This window comes from Paenibacillus sp. FSL H8-0548 (assembly GCF_038630985.1).
Classification (GTDB): domain Bacteria; phylum Bacillota; class Bacilli; order Paenibacillales; family Paenibacillaceae; genus Pristimantibacillus.
The window spans coordinates 5003792-5018223 of the sequence record NZ_CP152049.1 but is presented as its reverse complement, the minus strand read 5'-3'; the positions used below and the strand labels follow the sequence as shown (position 1 = coordinate 5018223).

The window sequence follows — 14432 nt, the reverse complement described above, 5'->3', positions numbered from 1 at the left end:
GGAGGAGGCATAACGGATGAGTACACAATTAACGACTCCGACAAACCGTCAAGCTGCTGAAGCGCTGGCACGCACTAAAGGCGAGCCGAACTGGCTGGTTGAATTGCGCGGAGAAGCGGCTGAGCTTGCCGGAACACTCGGTTGGCCAAAGCCTGAAAAGGTTCGTATTGAACGGTGGAATTTGAACGCAGTAGGCAGCTATGAGCAGCCGACAGCGGTTGGAGCAATTAGCGAGCTTCCAGAGGTTGTTCGCGAATTGGTTACTGAAGGAACTGAAAATTTGCTTATACAACGGAATTCCGGCATCATCTGGAATCAGTTTTCAAGTGAATATGCTAGCAAAGGCATTATTTTCACAGATCTAGAAACAGCTTGCAGAGAGCATGGCGAGCTCGTTCAGAAATATTTGTTTCAAGCAGTAACGAAGGATGAAGATAAGCTGACGGCGCTTCATGCAGCAATTTGGAACGGCGGAGTTTTCGTCTACGTTCCAAAGGATGTTGAAGTAGAGCTTCCGCTGCAAGCTATTTTCTTCAATGATAATGCAGAAGCGACGTTTGCTCCTCATATTCTAATCGTTGCAGAAAGCAATAGCCGCGTAACTTATGTGGACTGTGTTGTATCCGAGCCAGGCGCAAGCAATGCGCCATTCGTTCATCCGTCAGTAGTTGAGGTGTTCGTGAAGCCAGGTGCTCATGTTCGTTTCAGCTCTATCCATCATATGGGCGAGACAGGCGTGGATATGTCCATTCGTCGCTCAGTTATAGAAAATGATGGCCAAATGGAATGGATTATTGGTGATTTGAATGATGGCCATACTTTGTCAGACACTAAATCCATCTTGAAGGGCAAAGGCTCTACATCGGATGCGAAGGTGATCAGCGTTGGCAAAAACGCACAGCAAAACAGCTTGACAACGCAGGCCGTTCATTTTGGCAAAAGCTCAGACAGCAACATGGTTACTCGCGCAGTTATGAAGGATTCAGCTTCCGCGATTATTAACGGTATTACGAAAATCGAGAAGGGTGCGACGAAGGCGAACGGTGTTCAAACCGAGAAGGTGCTCATGCTGAGCCCGAAAGCACGCGGCGACGCCAATCCGATTTTGCTTATAGATGAAGATGATGTAACTGCCGGTCATGCGGCAAGCGTTGGGCAAGTTAATCCTGAGCAGGTCTATTATTTGATGTCACGCGGTATATCTAAGCAAGACGCTGAACGTCTAATTATTTATGGCTTCTTAGCACCCGTCGTATCGGAAATTCCAGTCGAGGCGGTACGCGGTCAGCTTCAGCGTTTGCTCGAAAGGAAGCTAGAGGGATGAATATAAATGCGATACGGGAACAGTTCCCGATATTGCATCAAGAAATAAACGGGCATTCGCTCGTTTATCTGGATAGCGCGGCATCTTCGCAGAAGCCGCGCTCCGTTATTGATGCGGTTAATCGGTACTATGAGCTGGATAACGCTAACGTTCATCGCGGTGTGCACACACTTGGCTCCAGAGCGACTGACGCTTATGAGGGCGCACGCGAGAAGGTAGCGAAATTTCTGAATGCTGGAGCACCAGAGCAAATCATTTTCACACGCGGTACTACGACTGCACTGAATTTGGTCGCATCAAGCTATGCTCGCTCGATGTGCGGTGAGGGTGATGAAATTGTCATCACGCCGATGGAGCATCACAGCAACTTGATCCCGTGGCAGCAGGCAGCGAAAGCTACTGGCGCAACCTTGAAATATATTCCACTGCAGCCTGACGGCACTATTTCTTTAGAGGATGTAGAGAAGACCATAACACCGCAAACAAAGGTTGTTTCTGTATCCTACGTTTCTAATGTGCTTGGACTTATTAATCCAATAAAAGAAATAACGCAAATCGCTCATCGGAATGGTGCGATTATGGTTGTGGATGGAGCACAAAGCACTCCGCATATGAAAATCGATCTCCAAGATTTGGACGTTGATTTTTATGCTTTTTCTGGTCATAAAATGTGTGGTCCTACAGGCATCGGCGCATTATATGGCAAGAAGGCTTTGCTGAACAAGATGGAGCCAATTGAGTATGGTGGGGAAATGATTGATTTTGTTGATCTATATGAGTCGACCTGGAAAGAGATTCCTTATCGCTTTGAAGGCGGAACTCCAATTATTGCGGGAGCAGTTGGGCTTGGCGCTGCTATTGATTTTTTGCAGGAAATTGGACTTGACGAAATTGATCAGCATGAGAGACGTTTAGCTACGTATGCATATGAGAAGCTGTCTTCCATGGATGGGATTACATTGTACGGACCGAAGCAAAATCGTGTAGGGCTTGTAACGTTTAATTTGGATGACGTGCATCCGCATGATGTTGCAACCGTGCTAGATTCCAAAGGTATTGCAGTTCGGGCAGGCCATCATTGCTGTCAGCCTCTTATGCGCTGGCTGAATGTTTCAGCGACGGCAAGAGCAAGCTTTTATCTCTATAATACTGAAGATGAAATTGACCGCTTAGCCGATGCACTACTACAAACAAAGGAGTTCTTCGGTCATGCAATTGGATGATTTATATCGCAGAGTAATTATGGATCATTATAAAAGTCCTAGAAATCGTGGTACAATGGATAAAGAGTCGGTTACGATCGATCTTAATAACCCTACCTGTGGCGATCGCATTTCGCTTCAGCTTCAGGTTATTGAAGGTAAAGTTGTCGACGCGAAATTTAGCGGCGAAGGCTGTTCGATCAGCATGAGCTCTGCATCGATGATGACAGAAGCGGTTAAAGGCAAAACATTTGACGAGGCGCTTGCAATGGCTGAGAAATTCTCGGCCTTAATGAAAGGCGAACCGGTTGAATTTGATGAATATGAGGAACTGGATGCACTTTCAGGTGTAAACAAATTTCCTGCACGGATTAAATGCGCGACACTTGCGTGGAACGCCTTGCGCAAAGGAATTGAGCAGCAGCAAGAATCACATTAAAACGAGATTGATAAGGAGCGTGAATGACCATGGCTAAATCAATGCCGGAAATGGAAGATTATAAGTATGGTTTCCGTGACGAGCACAAAGCCGTTTTTGAATCTGGCAAAGGTTTAACGGAAGAAATCGTACGTACGATTTCGGATATTAAAGGCGAGCCTCAGTGGATGTTGGATTTTCGCTTGAAATCACTTGAGCAATTTTTCAAAATGCCGATGCCAAAATGGGGCGGCAACATGGATGATCTTGATTTTGACGATATTCAATATTATGTGCGTGCATCGGATAAGCAAGGCAAGACGTGGGAAGAAGTTCCTACCGAAATTAAAGAAACGTTCGACAAGCTTGGTATTCCTGAGGCTGAACAAAAGTTTCTAGCGGGTGTATCGGCTCAGTACGAGTCTGAGGTTGTATACCACAGCATGCAAGAGGAACTTGTGAAACAGGGTGTTATCTTCACGGATACCGATACTGCGCTTCGCGAATATCCTGAGCTTATGAAAGAATATTTCGGAACGATTATTCCTCCGAATGATAATAAGTTCGCAGCATTGAACAGTGCAGTATGGTCAGGAGGAAGCTTCATTTACATCCCTAAAGGTGTTAAATGTGAAGTTCCTCTACAAGCCTACTTCCGTATCAACTCGGAGAATATGGGTCAATTCGAGCGTACGCTTATTATCGCTGACGAAGACAGCTCAGTTCACTACGTTGAAGGCTGTACGGCACCGGTTTACAGTACAAACTCCTTACACAGCGCGGTAGTTGAAATTTTAGTTAAGAAAAATGCAAGCGTACGTTATACGACGATTCAAAACTGGTCATCGAACATTTACAACCTAGTTACGAAACGTGCTGTTGCGGACGAGAATGCAACTATGGAGTGGGTAGACGGCAACATCGGCTCGAAGCTGACGATGAAGTACCCAGCAGTCGTACTTCGTGGTCGCGGCGCGAGAGGCATGGTATTGTCAATCGCCGTTGCAGGTAAAGGTCAGCATCAGGATGCAGGAGCGAAGATGACTCACCTTGCACCAGATACGAGCTCAACTATCATTTCTAAATCAATCAGTAAGCATGGCGGTAAAGTAACGTACCGTGGTCTTGCTTCGTTCGGACGCAACTCTGACGGTGCAAAATCGAATATCAAATGTGATACGCTCATTCTTGATAATGAATCGACATCGGATACGATTCCTTATAACGAGATTTTGAACGACAACATCACGCTTGAGCATGAGGCTACTGTATCCAAGGTTTCTGAGGATCAATTGTTCTACCTCATGAGCCGTGGTCTAAGCGAAGCGGAAGCTACGCAAATGATCGTTATGGGCTTCATCGAGCCGTTCACAAAAGAGCTGCCGATGGAATATGCGGTAGAGATGAACCGCTTGATCAAATTCGAGATGGAAGGTTCCATCGGTTAATAATAGCATGAATAAGGTCTTGTGTACTGTGATGTATATCACGGTATGCGAGGCTTTTTTTTTTATACAGGAAAGTATAAGTTTCTTCTTATGTAATAGCGAAATATATCTAGCAGCATTGTGGGGCAGTGTGAAAAATGACTGATGTAATTATAAATCATCGTTGTGGGAGAAGCGAGCGAGGTTTGATAGGATGGTGGGTAGCAACTTAACGTTGAAAGTAGTGTACTTTGTACAACAGAATACGTGACAAAGCCCGTTTCACGGATCTACATTGTACAAAATACAATAGATTCACGCCATTATGGGTTAATTTAGCGCTAGGAGGCTGATTCTATTGCAGAAAGTACACTGTAGACTCTATGGAGCCGCTCAGGCGCCGGTTTCATTGTAAAAAGTGCAGCGTAGAAGTGACGGGTGACCATCCATACGAATAGTATAATATTTGCGCAATATGATTTCTTGATTAGCCTCATCATCTGTTTTTCTGCGCTATAGATAAACATCAAAAATATCCTTCACAACGATCAGGATCATCATGAAGGATAGTATTGAAGGATTAAATGTATACATGTTTAATTTCATAATTTCGCTCAAGCGTCATATCTATAAACTGGTCGTCAACTTGGACGAGCGGTCGGAAAAATTCAGTTGGATGAGTCATTACAATAATGCCGACCTCACCGCTGACCAGTTCGATTTTTTTGCCTATAAAGTTTGGCATCATATGTTTAATAAAGGTATGAGCTGTGAGCGGATCGAGTTCATTGAAGCTAAGTTTATAAAGCTCTTTAAGTACGAATAATAAGTCGCGCTCCTCTTGATAGACACGCTTTGAGATCATGGCACTATAAATGTCAACCACCGCAATAATCTTGGCTATCGGGTGGATTTGATCACCGGTAATTCCCTTGGGATAACCCGTACCATCATTTCGTTCATGATGCTGAAGTGCTCCAATAGCGAGATAAGGCTCATTTAAGGAGTTACTAATAATTTCATATCCGTATAAGGTGTGTTTTTTTACCTCTTCATATTCAGCCTCTGTTAGCTTGCCGGGTTTATTAATAATTTGCTCGTCAATTTGGCATTTACCTATATCATGCAAAAATCCTGCTTTGCCAATTTGGATGGATTCATCATTGGAATAACCAACCCAAGTCGCGAGATAATAGGAGAGCATGCCGACCTGCACAGAATGCTGATAGGTATAATCATCTTTTGTGTTAAGCAATAGGAGCATAGACACAACATCACGTTCAAGGCGAAGATTATTTAATAATGATTCAACGATGCTGCTAACTTCTTCCTCGGCAATCGTACCTTCATCATGCACCTTGTTATAAAGCTCTTCAAATTTTTTGACAGCGTTTTCGTAGATGGGCTGCACCGTAGGAAGCCATTTAGGATTGACAGTAGATTCGAGGGTGCGTGCACTTGGCTCGTTATTAGCTCTTTCCTCGATATTGACATAATCGATTTGATGCTGAAACAGTTTTGAAATTTCATGGCCGTTTAATATTGTTCCTTTAGATAGTACATGAAGTCCATAGACGTTAAACGTATCATTGCTTAACTGGTCTCCATTTAATAATTCAGTAACATGGACCCTCATGAAGACACCTCAATATATTGTAGTAACTAATGTACCTACAATACTAACAACCTTTGATCTAATTGGCAATAAGAGGGTATTGCAATAGTGACTAAATGCCTATTAATTCGACAAAAAACGATTTAATTTTTGAGCGGGATGTGGAGGGGAATAGTAAAAAAGACTATGCCGGTCCCATTCCGCCCATAGATGAGTAGGAAGAAGGAAACTAAAACTCGGATAGTTTCTCGATTGGATTCCAAGGTCCAAGCTGATGACCTTTCCACTCTGAGCCATCCTCCCAAATTTCTTTCTTCCATATCGGTACGATTTGCTTGAGACGTTCAATTGCGTACCTGCTAGCCTCGTAGCAGCTTTCTCGATGGGCTGAGGATACCGCGATGGCAACGCTAGTTTCTGCCAAGCCTACGACGCCAACACGGTGTGTGATGGCGCATAAGGCGCCCTGCCAGCGCTCGGCAATTTCATCGCCTATTTGCTGCATGGTTGCGATAGCCATAGGAGCGTAGGCTTCGTATTCAAGTCGCACAGTACGCTGACCGTGCGTCCATTCTCGAGTCGTTCCAACGAAGGTGAGCGCAGCTCCATGCTCGGGAACAATGACTTTCGCGAGCACATCATCGGCGCTTATCGTATCGGTCGTAATGACATACCGTTGTACCGACTCGGAAGCGGGCGAGGCCTGTCCCTCGCCGCCTGAGACAGGGGGCAGCAGGGCAAGCTCATCTGATGCATTGACGAGTATTTCATCGGCAGCGTAAGCCTGATTGCAGGCGATAAATGAAACGTGAATAATTGCGGCATGAGCAGGATATAAAGCAGATATAGCGGCTTTTAAATCAGCAACACTCATAGCTTCAGCATCGGATTGCATGTTTATAACGGTGGTACCTAGACGCTCAGGCAGCCCTGCAAACAATTGAATAGACCAGTTATATGTCATGGTATGTTACCTCTCATCATGTAGGTTTTTAGCTGCTTCTAGAATATCATAATTTAATAAAAAATGTTATGCTGATAAATAGACAGAAAGGGAGTGAGATTCATGCCTATATTGACGGATCGTTTTGGACGGGTACATGATTACTTGCGAATTTCAGTAACTGATCGTTGTAATTTGCGATGTTTGTATTGCATGCCGGAGGAAGGAATGGAATTCACTGAATCCGAAAATCTATTATCTTATGATCACATCGTCGAGGTAGTCGAGGCGGGCGCAGCGCTCGGCATTACGAAGCTTCGTATTACTGGCGGTGAGCCATTGATTCGCCCTGGCCTTGATCGTTTAATTAGCCGTTTATCTGCCATTCCTGGCATTCGAGATATAGCATTAACGACTAATGGAATTTTTCTAGCGAAGCAAGCTGAAGCGCTTAAAGCGGCTGGCTTGAATCGTGTTAATATTAGTCTCGATACACTGGACTCCTCAAGATTTCGCTTTATAGCAAGGCGCGGCGAGCTTAAAAAGGTTATGGAGGGCATCGAAGCAGCAGCTGCTGTGGGCTTTGAACCAATAAAGCTGAACTGCGTGCTTCTCAAGGAAGTCAACGAGGATGAAATTGCATCATTTCTTAAGCTTGCTTATGAGCAGCCTTTGCATGTTAGATTTATTGAATATATGCCGATTGGTCACGCGGATGAAAATTGGAAAAAGCACTATTTGTCACTCACTCGTGTGCTCGAGGTTGCTGGGCAAGAAGGATATGATATTAGCAGGAGAGCAAATGTACACGGTAACGGGCCTTCCGATGATTGGCAGATGAAGGGTGCACGCGGATCATTCGGACTTATACATCCTATAAGCGATCATTTTTGCAGCAACTGCAATCGATTACGCTTAACGGCAGACGGCTCGATTAAGCCTTGTCTTTATTGGGTCGATGAATTGAATGTAAAGGAAGCCTTTGGCCATCCGGAGGAAATGAAGCAATTGCTCCTTCGAGCGATGGACATTAAGCCGGAGAATCATGAAATGGCAGCGAAGCTCGCGGATGGTGAGCAATCTCACATCCCAACAGAGCGTCGAATGTCGCAAATAGGGGGCTAGCGATAGCCAGTTAGAATAGAAGCTGGGAGGCGTGGATGAACTTGACAGACAGCTTTCGTACACGGGTAGTGCTCCTTCATAGCAATGATATCCATAGTCGTCTGGAGCATGCAGCCAAAATCGCCTCTATTATATCAGAGGAGCGGCGAACCTACGGCAGTGATCGGGTGCTGGCCTTAGACATCGGCGATCATATGGATCGAATGCGGGTAGAAACAGAAGGCAGCGATGGAATAGTTAATGTGGAATTGTTGAACGATGCTGGTTATGAGGCTGTTACCCTTGGTAATAATGAGGGCTTGACCTACGCTTTTCAGACAATTGCGGACGCTTATACAAACCGTGCGAAATTTGCGGTAGTGTGTGCTAATATGCTGGAGACTGCAACACAAGAGCAGCCTGACTGGCTTCTTCCAAGCACCATCATTAATAAGGATGGGCTGCGATTCGGCATTATTGGGGTTACGGCTGCATTTACGGACTTTTATTCACTGCTTGGGTGGCAGGTTACTGATCCTTTTGAAGCGGTTAGGAGGCAAGCAGAGCAGCTGCGCGAGCAGGTTGATGTTCTTGTCGTGATGTCGCATCTGGGACTGTCTAATGACAGGCAAATGGCGGAGAGGATACCGCAGATCGATCTAATACTGGGTGCTCACACGCATCATTTATTAGAGGTGCCGATTGTAATCGGCAATACGACGATCTGTGCGGCCGGTAAATTCGGAGAGTATATCGGAAGAGTTGAAATCGGAATCGATTCGATCTCATCTCGTCCTATATTTCGAGCTGCATGCGTACCTACTGCCGCATGGGCAGAGCATCCTGCTGCTGCTGCGATCATCAGCAGCTACCGAAATACGGCTCAGCAGCGTCTGAGCCGTGTCATTGAAAGACTCGACAGTCCGCTGCCAGCCAGAGTCGAGAAAGAATCGCCGCTCGTCAATCTTCTGGCAGCCGGCTTGCGTTACTGGACTGATGCCGAGATTGGCATCGTCAACACAGGACAGCTGCTCGGCGGCCTCGCTAAGGGTGATGTAACGGAGGGAGAATTGCATGCCCTCTGTCCATCACCAATCAATCCCTGCCGGATAAGCATTGAAGGCATTGAAATAAGAATCGCGCTTGAGCAGGCACTGTTGCCTGAATTCATTCATAAGCCCATTAAAGGGTATGGATTTCGGGGCGAGGTGCTTGGCACGCTCGCGATTGACGGCATGCGGTTAACGTATGATTCCTCCCTTCCGCCGATGAGCAAAATCGTTTCTGTTGAAGTTAATGGCGATCCGTTAGTGGACTCACGTCTATATACGGTTGGCACGATCGATATGTTCAGTTTCAAGGCTGGTTATGAGACCTTGGCTAAAGCTGCTCAATTCACGTATTATTTGCCTGAATTCATTCGAGATGTCATTGCTTCCCAATTAAAAAATACGTCGGCTCTTATCGAATGCCACCAGCTGCGTTGGCGAGATGTTTCAGTTTAATCGAAAAATGTGACGGTTACCGACAATTTATGTCGAAAAAACACTAAAAAATGGTTGCGATTTTCTCGGTTTTCCCGTACATTAATATTACGAGCGACTTTTTCCGATGTAATATTTAGCATATCTTTTTATGGGGAAGGATCGAGAAAATGCGTTTGCTGCCAATATCGAGATGCAGGTCGGGCATGAAGCTGGCCAAAAAGATTTTTTCGCAAGAAGGTCTTGTCTTGCTTGGTGAGAATATTGAACTGACGGAACGACTAATTTTCCGCTTAGAGCAATGCGGAATACAATATGTTTATATATCAGATCCGAGAACGGATGATATTGTTCCTCCTTCTATTATTAGCGAGGATACGATGATGATTGCACTCAAAGAAATTCGTACCAGCTTTCGTGAAATGATGGATCGTCCTAAGCGTAAGAAGGGTACTACCTATCCTTATATAGCTCAGCCATTTAAGCAAATGATGAATATGATTATTGATGATTTATCTGGAAATGGTGATGCTATGATCATGCTGATGGATATGAGCTCAGTTGATCATTATTTATACCAGCATTCTTTGAATGTTTGTGTCTACACCACGCTGCTTGGCATGTCAAACGGCTATTCTAGAGATGAGTTGACTACGCTTGGCATGGGTGCGCTGCTGCATGATATCGGCAAAACACAGATTCCGGTTGATGTGCTGAAGAAGCCTGGATCTCTAACGAATGAGGAATATGAAGCGATCAAGCAGCACGCTAAAATTGGTTATGAGCTGCTCAAGGATGAGCCGAATTTGCCGCTTCTTGTTGCACATTGTGCTTTTCAGCATCATGAGCGTATTGACGGAAGCGGTTATCCGCGGGGGATCAAGGGTAATGAGATTCATGATTATGCGAAGTGGATTGGGCTGGTCGATTCGTATGATGCGATGACGACAAATCGTATATACAGCTCGCCGATGCTGCCACATCATGCGATTGAGCGGCTGTATGCGGGGACAGGAACACTGTATGAGCAGCAAATGCTGCAGTTGTTCCGTGACAAGGTGGCAATCTATCCTATTGGAATTACCGTAAAGCTGCAAACTGGCGAAATGGGCATCGTATCTGATCTTAATCATTCTTATCCGCATAGACCGATTGTCCGTGTATTGTATAATGAAGCAGGCGAGGAGCTAAAGCTCCCTTATGAAGTAGACCTATCGAAGCAGCTTACGGTGATGATTGTAAGCGTGAATGACGATATTACGGATATTCAGCGTGCGTCGGGCATATAGGGGTTTTTGAGCTGGGGAGCCGATAAGGCTCCTTTTTCTCGTTTTTTCTCGTTTTATTTGCTTACTTTGCACTCGAGCATTACAATAAATAAAGAATGATTTAATCCAGATATAAGTCAGGTGCTGAGAATAATGAACACAATTGATATTCAACAAACTACAAGACCGCTCTCGAAGCTGTCGCCGACGAATGATCCGTGGGATCCGATTCGCTCGCTTCAGCAATTCGGACGGCATCGTTTAACTAGCGTGGAAATGACGGTAACCAATCTATGCAATATGCGCTGCGAGCATTGCGCCGTGGGAGACACGCTCGTCATCTCGGAGCCTGCTAAGCTTCCACTTAAGCAAATGCTTGATCGTCTAGATGAGGTAGAGCATTTGGAGACCATTAGCATAACAGGTGGGGAGCCTACCTTCTCCGATCGAACGGTACGAGATTATATGGTGCCTCTGCTTCAATATGCGCGCAGCCGCGGCATTCGTTCGCAAATTAATTCGAACGTAACGCTTCCATACAAACGTTATGAGCAACTGGCTCCTTATCTCGATGTAATGCATATTTCTTTCAATTATACGTCGCCGGAGGACTTTCACCAAATTGGATTTGCGAAAGCAGGTCATCATGTGTCGCTTGAAGCGGCGACCAAGCTATATAATCGCATGATTGAGAATGCGAAGCTTCTAAGCGAGACAGGTGTTCTCGTTTCTGCTGAGTCCATGATCAATTACAGAACCTATGATAAAATCGATCAGATCCATGAGCTTATCGTTGAAATGGGCTGTCAGCGGCATGAGGTGCATCCGATGTATCCAAGCTCCTTTGCCAAGGATTTGCCAGTGCTGTCACGTGAGCAAATGTTGGAGGCTATCGACCGATTACTAAGTGCTAGAGACAAATCAGTATGGATGCTCTTCGGAACCTTGCCCTTCTATCAATGCAGCACCAATCATGCGGAGCGTGAGCTGTTAAGAAAATTGTTGAAGGAGCCGAATGTTACGGTTCGCAATGATCCTGATGGCCGCAATCGACTGAATGTTAATTTGTTTACTGGTGATGTTTATGTTACCGATTTCTCTGATGTCCCTGCCTTCGGCAATATTGGCACTGCTAAGCTGGAAGAGCTGTTCGATAAGTGGCTCGACCATTCGCTCGCTCAAAGCGTCAACTGTCATTGTCCAGCAGCGGCCTGCTGCGGACCTAATCTTCTTGTAAAAGATATGTACTATAAAGATGTCAATTTTCATGAACGCAGCGCTGTGCTCGAGTAAGAGGCAGGAAATTCAGGTTTAACAGCGGCATTAAGCGCATATAAAGTAATAGAGAGGAGGAGAAGCTATTGTCGATTAAGACAATAATATTCGTTGCTTTAGGATTGCTGCTGCTCTATTTGTTTTTTACTGTAGGAGCTCCTTTCATGCTTGCACTTGTTGTAGCTATATCTCTGGAGCCGCTTAATCAGCTGTTCATGAAAAGGTTTCGAATGAATAGGCTCCTAGCAGCTACCATATCAAGCAGCCTGTTTACAGTTATTATTATTGGTCTGATTGCCTTGCTCGGCGTCAAAATTATTGCAGAGCTTGTTGCTTTCTTCAAAAAAGTACCGAATTATTTTGAAAATGCTAATGGCTTGGTTGACGATTTGATGGTGAAGGGTCAATCACTTTATCAAAATTTACCGCCAGATACGATTGAAACACTGGAAAAGTGGTTAATGGAGCTAACGAGCACATTAACGAAAATGGTAGGGACATTATCGAATTCGGTCATCGCCTTCGCCTCAAGCATTCCAGGGATGTTTATCTTTTTTATTGTTTTCTTGGTCGCGGTTTATATGATGAACTACAGTCTGAATACGATGAAAGAAACCGTATTGTCCTTATTTGAGGAGAAATCGCAGCCACAAGTGAATGCGGTGCTGTATAATCTTAAAAAATCAATTTTTGGCTTCTTGCGTTCACAGTTCATTTTGAGTGCCCTTACATATATCATTTCTTTGGTTGGTCTGCTGGTGCTAAATGTGAAATATCCACTTGCAATTGCTCTGCTGATCATTATCGTAGATATTATGCCAATACTGGGTACTGGCTCGGTGCTCGTTCCATGGGGTACGTATTTGCTAGTGACAGGTGATGTCTACGTAGGTGTCGGACTTTTCATCCTGTTTCTTGTCATTACCGTATTCCGCCGTATTGTAGAGCCGAAAATTTTGGGCGATTCCGTAGGAATAGGCTCATTATCAGCACTTGTCAGCTTATATGTAGGGTTTAAGCTTGTAGGCGTTATCGGTGTTTTCATTGGACCGTTAGTTGTCATTATTTATATGGCAGCACGCAAGGCTGGATTATTTCAAATGAAATTCAAGCTGTAGGCTGGCTGGTGCCCTGTCAAAGCGAATGCTCAGAGCGTATGATACTGCAATATCGCAGATCATAAGGAGGCATTCGAATAGATGGTATCAATTAAGATGGCGATTGTCACCCCGGGCTCCTTTCCTATACCCTCGTCTAGAAGCAGCTCCGTAGAAAGGGTAATAGAGAAGTTTGCACCGCTCCTGTTACCGAGCGCAGAGCCTCGAATTTTTGGTAGATTAAGCAAGCGATTGTCCCGTCGCGGGAAGTTTAATGGCGTTGTTTGTGAACGGTTTCCAGCCGGTAACAAGCAGCGCTATATTTATAAGGTAGGACATGCGGTGCAGCGCTTTTCTCCTGATATTATTGATGTCGAGAACCGTCCTCAGTTTGTGATTACGATGAAGCGAATGAATCCAGACAAGAAGGTATGGCTTAGTTTGCATTCCTCTACTTTTATTTCATCCCCGTATATTTCTTCAGCCAAGCTGCATCAATGCTTGCAGGCATCGGATAAAATTATTGTAAATAGTGAGTTTCTAAGAACAATCGTCGTATCCAAAGTACCAGAGGCCGCATCGAAGCTCCGAGTTGTTTATCCCGGGGTGGATACATTACGGTTTCCCTCCCAATACTCTGTTGAGGGCGCGGCTATACGGGATAGTCTTCGCAGAAAAAGAGGCTTGAGCAATAAAAAGGTTGTGCTGTTCATGGGAAGACTCATTCCGCTGAAGGGTGTGCACCATTTGCTTAATATCGTGCCTCAGCTGGCCAAAAATCACCCTGAGCTTGTCGTTGTCATCGTTGGCAGCCCGTTTTATGGCTCGCATCGGAAAACCTCGTATGCTCGAAAGCTTGAGCATTTGGGACGGAAAAGTCCAGGCTATGTTCGATTTGTACCTTACGTACCGCATTCCGAGGTGCCCGGCTGGATGCTTGCTGCGGATGTTGTCGTTGTTCCATCAGGACAACGGGAGGCGTTTGGACTTGTTAATGTCGAGGCCATGTCATGCGGTGTACCTGTCGTAGCGACACGGGCTGGGGGCATGAAGGAAATTATCCGAGATGGTGAGACGGGTTATTTAATTAATGAAGAGAACATTGAAACGGAGATGCGAGAGAGGCTTTCGCAGCTGCTTCATGATAAGCAGCTAAGACAAATGCTAGGCGAGCATAGCCGTGAGCGAGTGGAGCAGACATTTACGTGGCAGCATACTGCAGATCAGTGGTTGGAGCTGCTAAAGGAAAGCGGCTTGTAGCCGATGTTTTTTAAA

At 45.1% G+C, this 14432-nt stretch carries 12 protein-coding genes; 10 read left to right on the top strand and 2 right to left on the bottom strand.

All coding sequences use genetic code 11. The features are described from left to right. The first annotated feature begins 16 nt into the window (after positions 1 to 16). The 4 genes from sufD to sufB are packed head-to-tail and all read left to right on the top strand — an operon-like array spanning position 17 to position 4392. The gene (sufD, locus tag MHI37_RS21820) at positions 17 to 1324 is read left to right on the top strand and encodes a Fe-S cluster assembly protein SufD (RefSeq protein ID WP_076337282.1); all 1308 of its coding nucleotides are present in this window, start codon (positions 17 to 19) and stop codon (positions 1322 to 1324) included. Continuing rightward, entirely contained in the window at positions 1321 to 2547 is a 1227-nt protein-coding gene (locus tag MHI37_RS21815; protein WP_076337283.1) for a cysteine desulfurase, read from the top strand. The genes sufD and MHI37_RS21815 overlap by 4 nt, the downstream gene beginning before the upstream one ends. Next, positions 2534 to 2965 (top strand): Fe-S cluster assembly sulfur transfer protein SufU, encoded by a 432-nt coding sequence (sufU, locus tag MHI37_RS21810; protein WP_076337284.1) that lies wholly within the window; start codon positions 2534 to 2536, stop codon positions 2963 to 2965. Before MHI37_RS21815 ends, sufU begins: the two co-directional genes overlap by 14 nt. Before the next feature lie 29 nt (positions 2966 to 2994). Then, positions 2995 to 4392, top strand: a complete 1398-nt coding sequence (gene sufB / locus MHI37_RS21805) for a Fe-S cluster assembly protein SufB (protein WP_076337285.1) — start codon at positions 2995 to 2997, stop codon at positions 4390 to 4392. Positions 4393 to 4951: 559 nt separating this feature from the next. Here sufB and MHI37_RS21800 read toward each other — a convergent pair. Both MHI37_RS21800 and MHI37_RS21795 read right to left on the bottom strand, forming a co-directional pair. After that, positions 4952 to 6007: an HD-GYP domain-containing protein gene (locus tag MHI37_RS21800; protein WP_076337287.1), complete on the bottom strand. Its 1056-nt coding sequence runs from the start codon at positions 6005 to 6007 to the stop codon at positions 4952 to 4954. Between the two features lie 208 nt (positions 6008 to 6215). Further along, on the bottom strand, positions 6216 to 6950 hold the full coding sequence (locus tag MHI37_RS21795) for a molybdenum cofactor biosynthesis protein MoaE (RefSeq protein WP_076337288.1): 735 nt from the start codon (positions 6948 to 6950) through the stop codon (positions 6216 to 6218). Between the two features lie 102 nt (positions 6951 to 7052). On the opposite strand from MHI37_RS21795, the gene moaA reads away from it, so the two are divergent. From moaA to MHI37_RS21765, 6 genes are all read left to right on the top strand, one after another. Continuing rightward, the gene (gene moaA / locus MHI37_RS21790) at positions 7053 to 8054 is read left to right on the top strand and encodes a GTP 3',8-cyclase MoaA (protein ID WP_076337289.1); all 1002 of its coding nucleotides are present in this window, start codon (positions 7053 to 7055) and stop codon (positions 8052 to 8054) included. A gap of 35 nt (positions 8055 to 8089) precedes the next feature. Beyond that, on the top strand, positions 8090 to 9538 hold the full coding sequence (locus MHI37_RS21785) for a bifunctional UDP-sugar hydrolase/5'-nucleotidase (RefSeq protein WP_306010676.1): 1449 nt from the start codon (positions 8090 to 8092) through the stop codon (positions 9536 to 9538). A gap of 149 nt (positions 9539 to 9687) precedes the next feature. After that, entirely contained in the window at positions 9688 to 10806 is a 1119-nt protein-coding gene (locus MHI37_RS21780; protein ID WP_076337290.1) for an HD-GYP domain-containing protein, read from the top strand. Positions 10807 to 10938: 132 nt separating this feature from the next. Further along, complete coding sequence (yfkAB, locus tag MHI37_RS21775) at positions 10939 to 12078, top strand: radical SAM/CxCxxxxC motif protein YfkAB (protein WP_076337291.1); 1140 nt, start codon at positions 10939 to 10941, stop codon at positions 12076 to 12078. A gap of 68 nt (positions 12079 to 12146) precedes the next feature. Then, the gene (gene ytvI / locus MHI37_RS21770; RefSeq protein ID WP_076337292.1) at positions 12147 to 13178 is read left to right on the top strand and encodes a sporulation integral membrane protein YtvI; all 1032 of its coding nucleotides are present in this window, start codon (positions 12147 to 12149) and stop codon (positions 13176 to 13178) included. A gap of 81 nt (positions 13179 to 13259) precedes the next feature. Continuing rightward, positions 13260 to 14417, top strand: coding sequence for a glycosyltransferase family 4 protein (locus MHI37_RS21765; RefSeq protein WP_076337293.1), 1158 nt, complete (start codon positions 13260 to 13262; stop codon positions 14415 to 14417). The last annotated feature ends 15 nt before the right edge of the window (positions 14418 to 14432 follow it).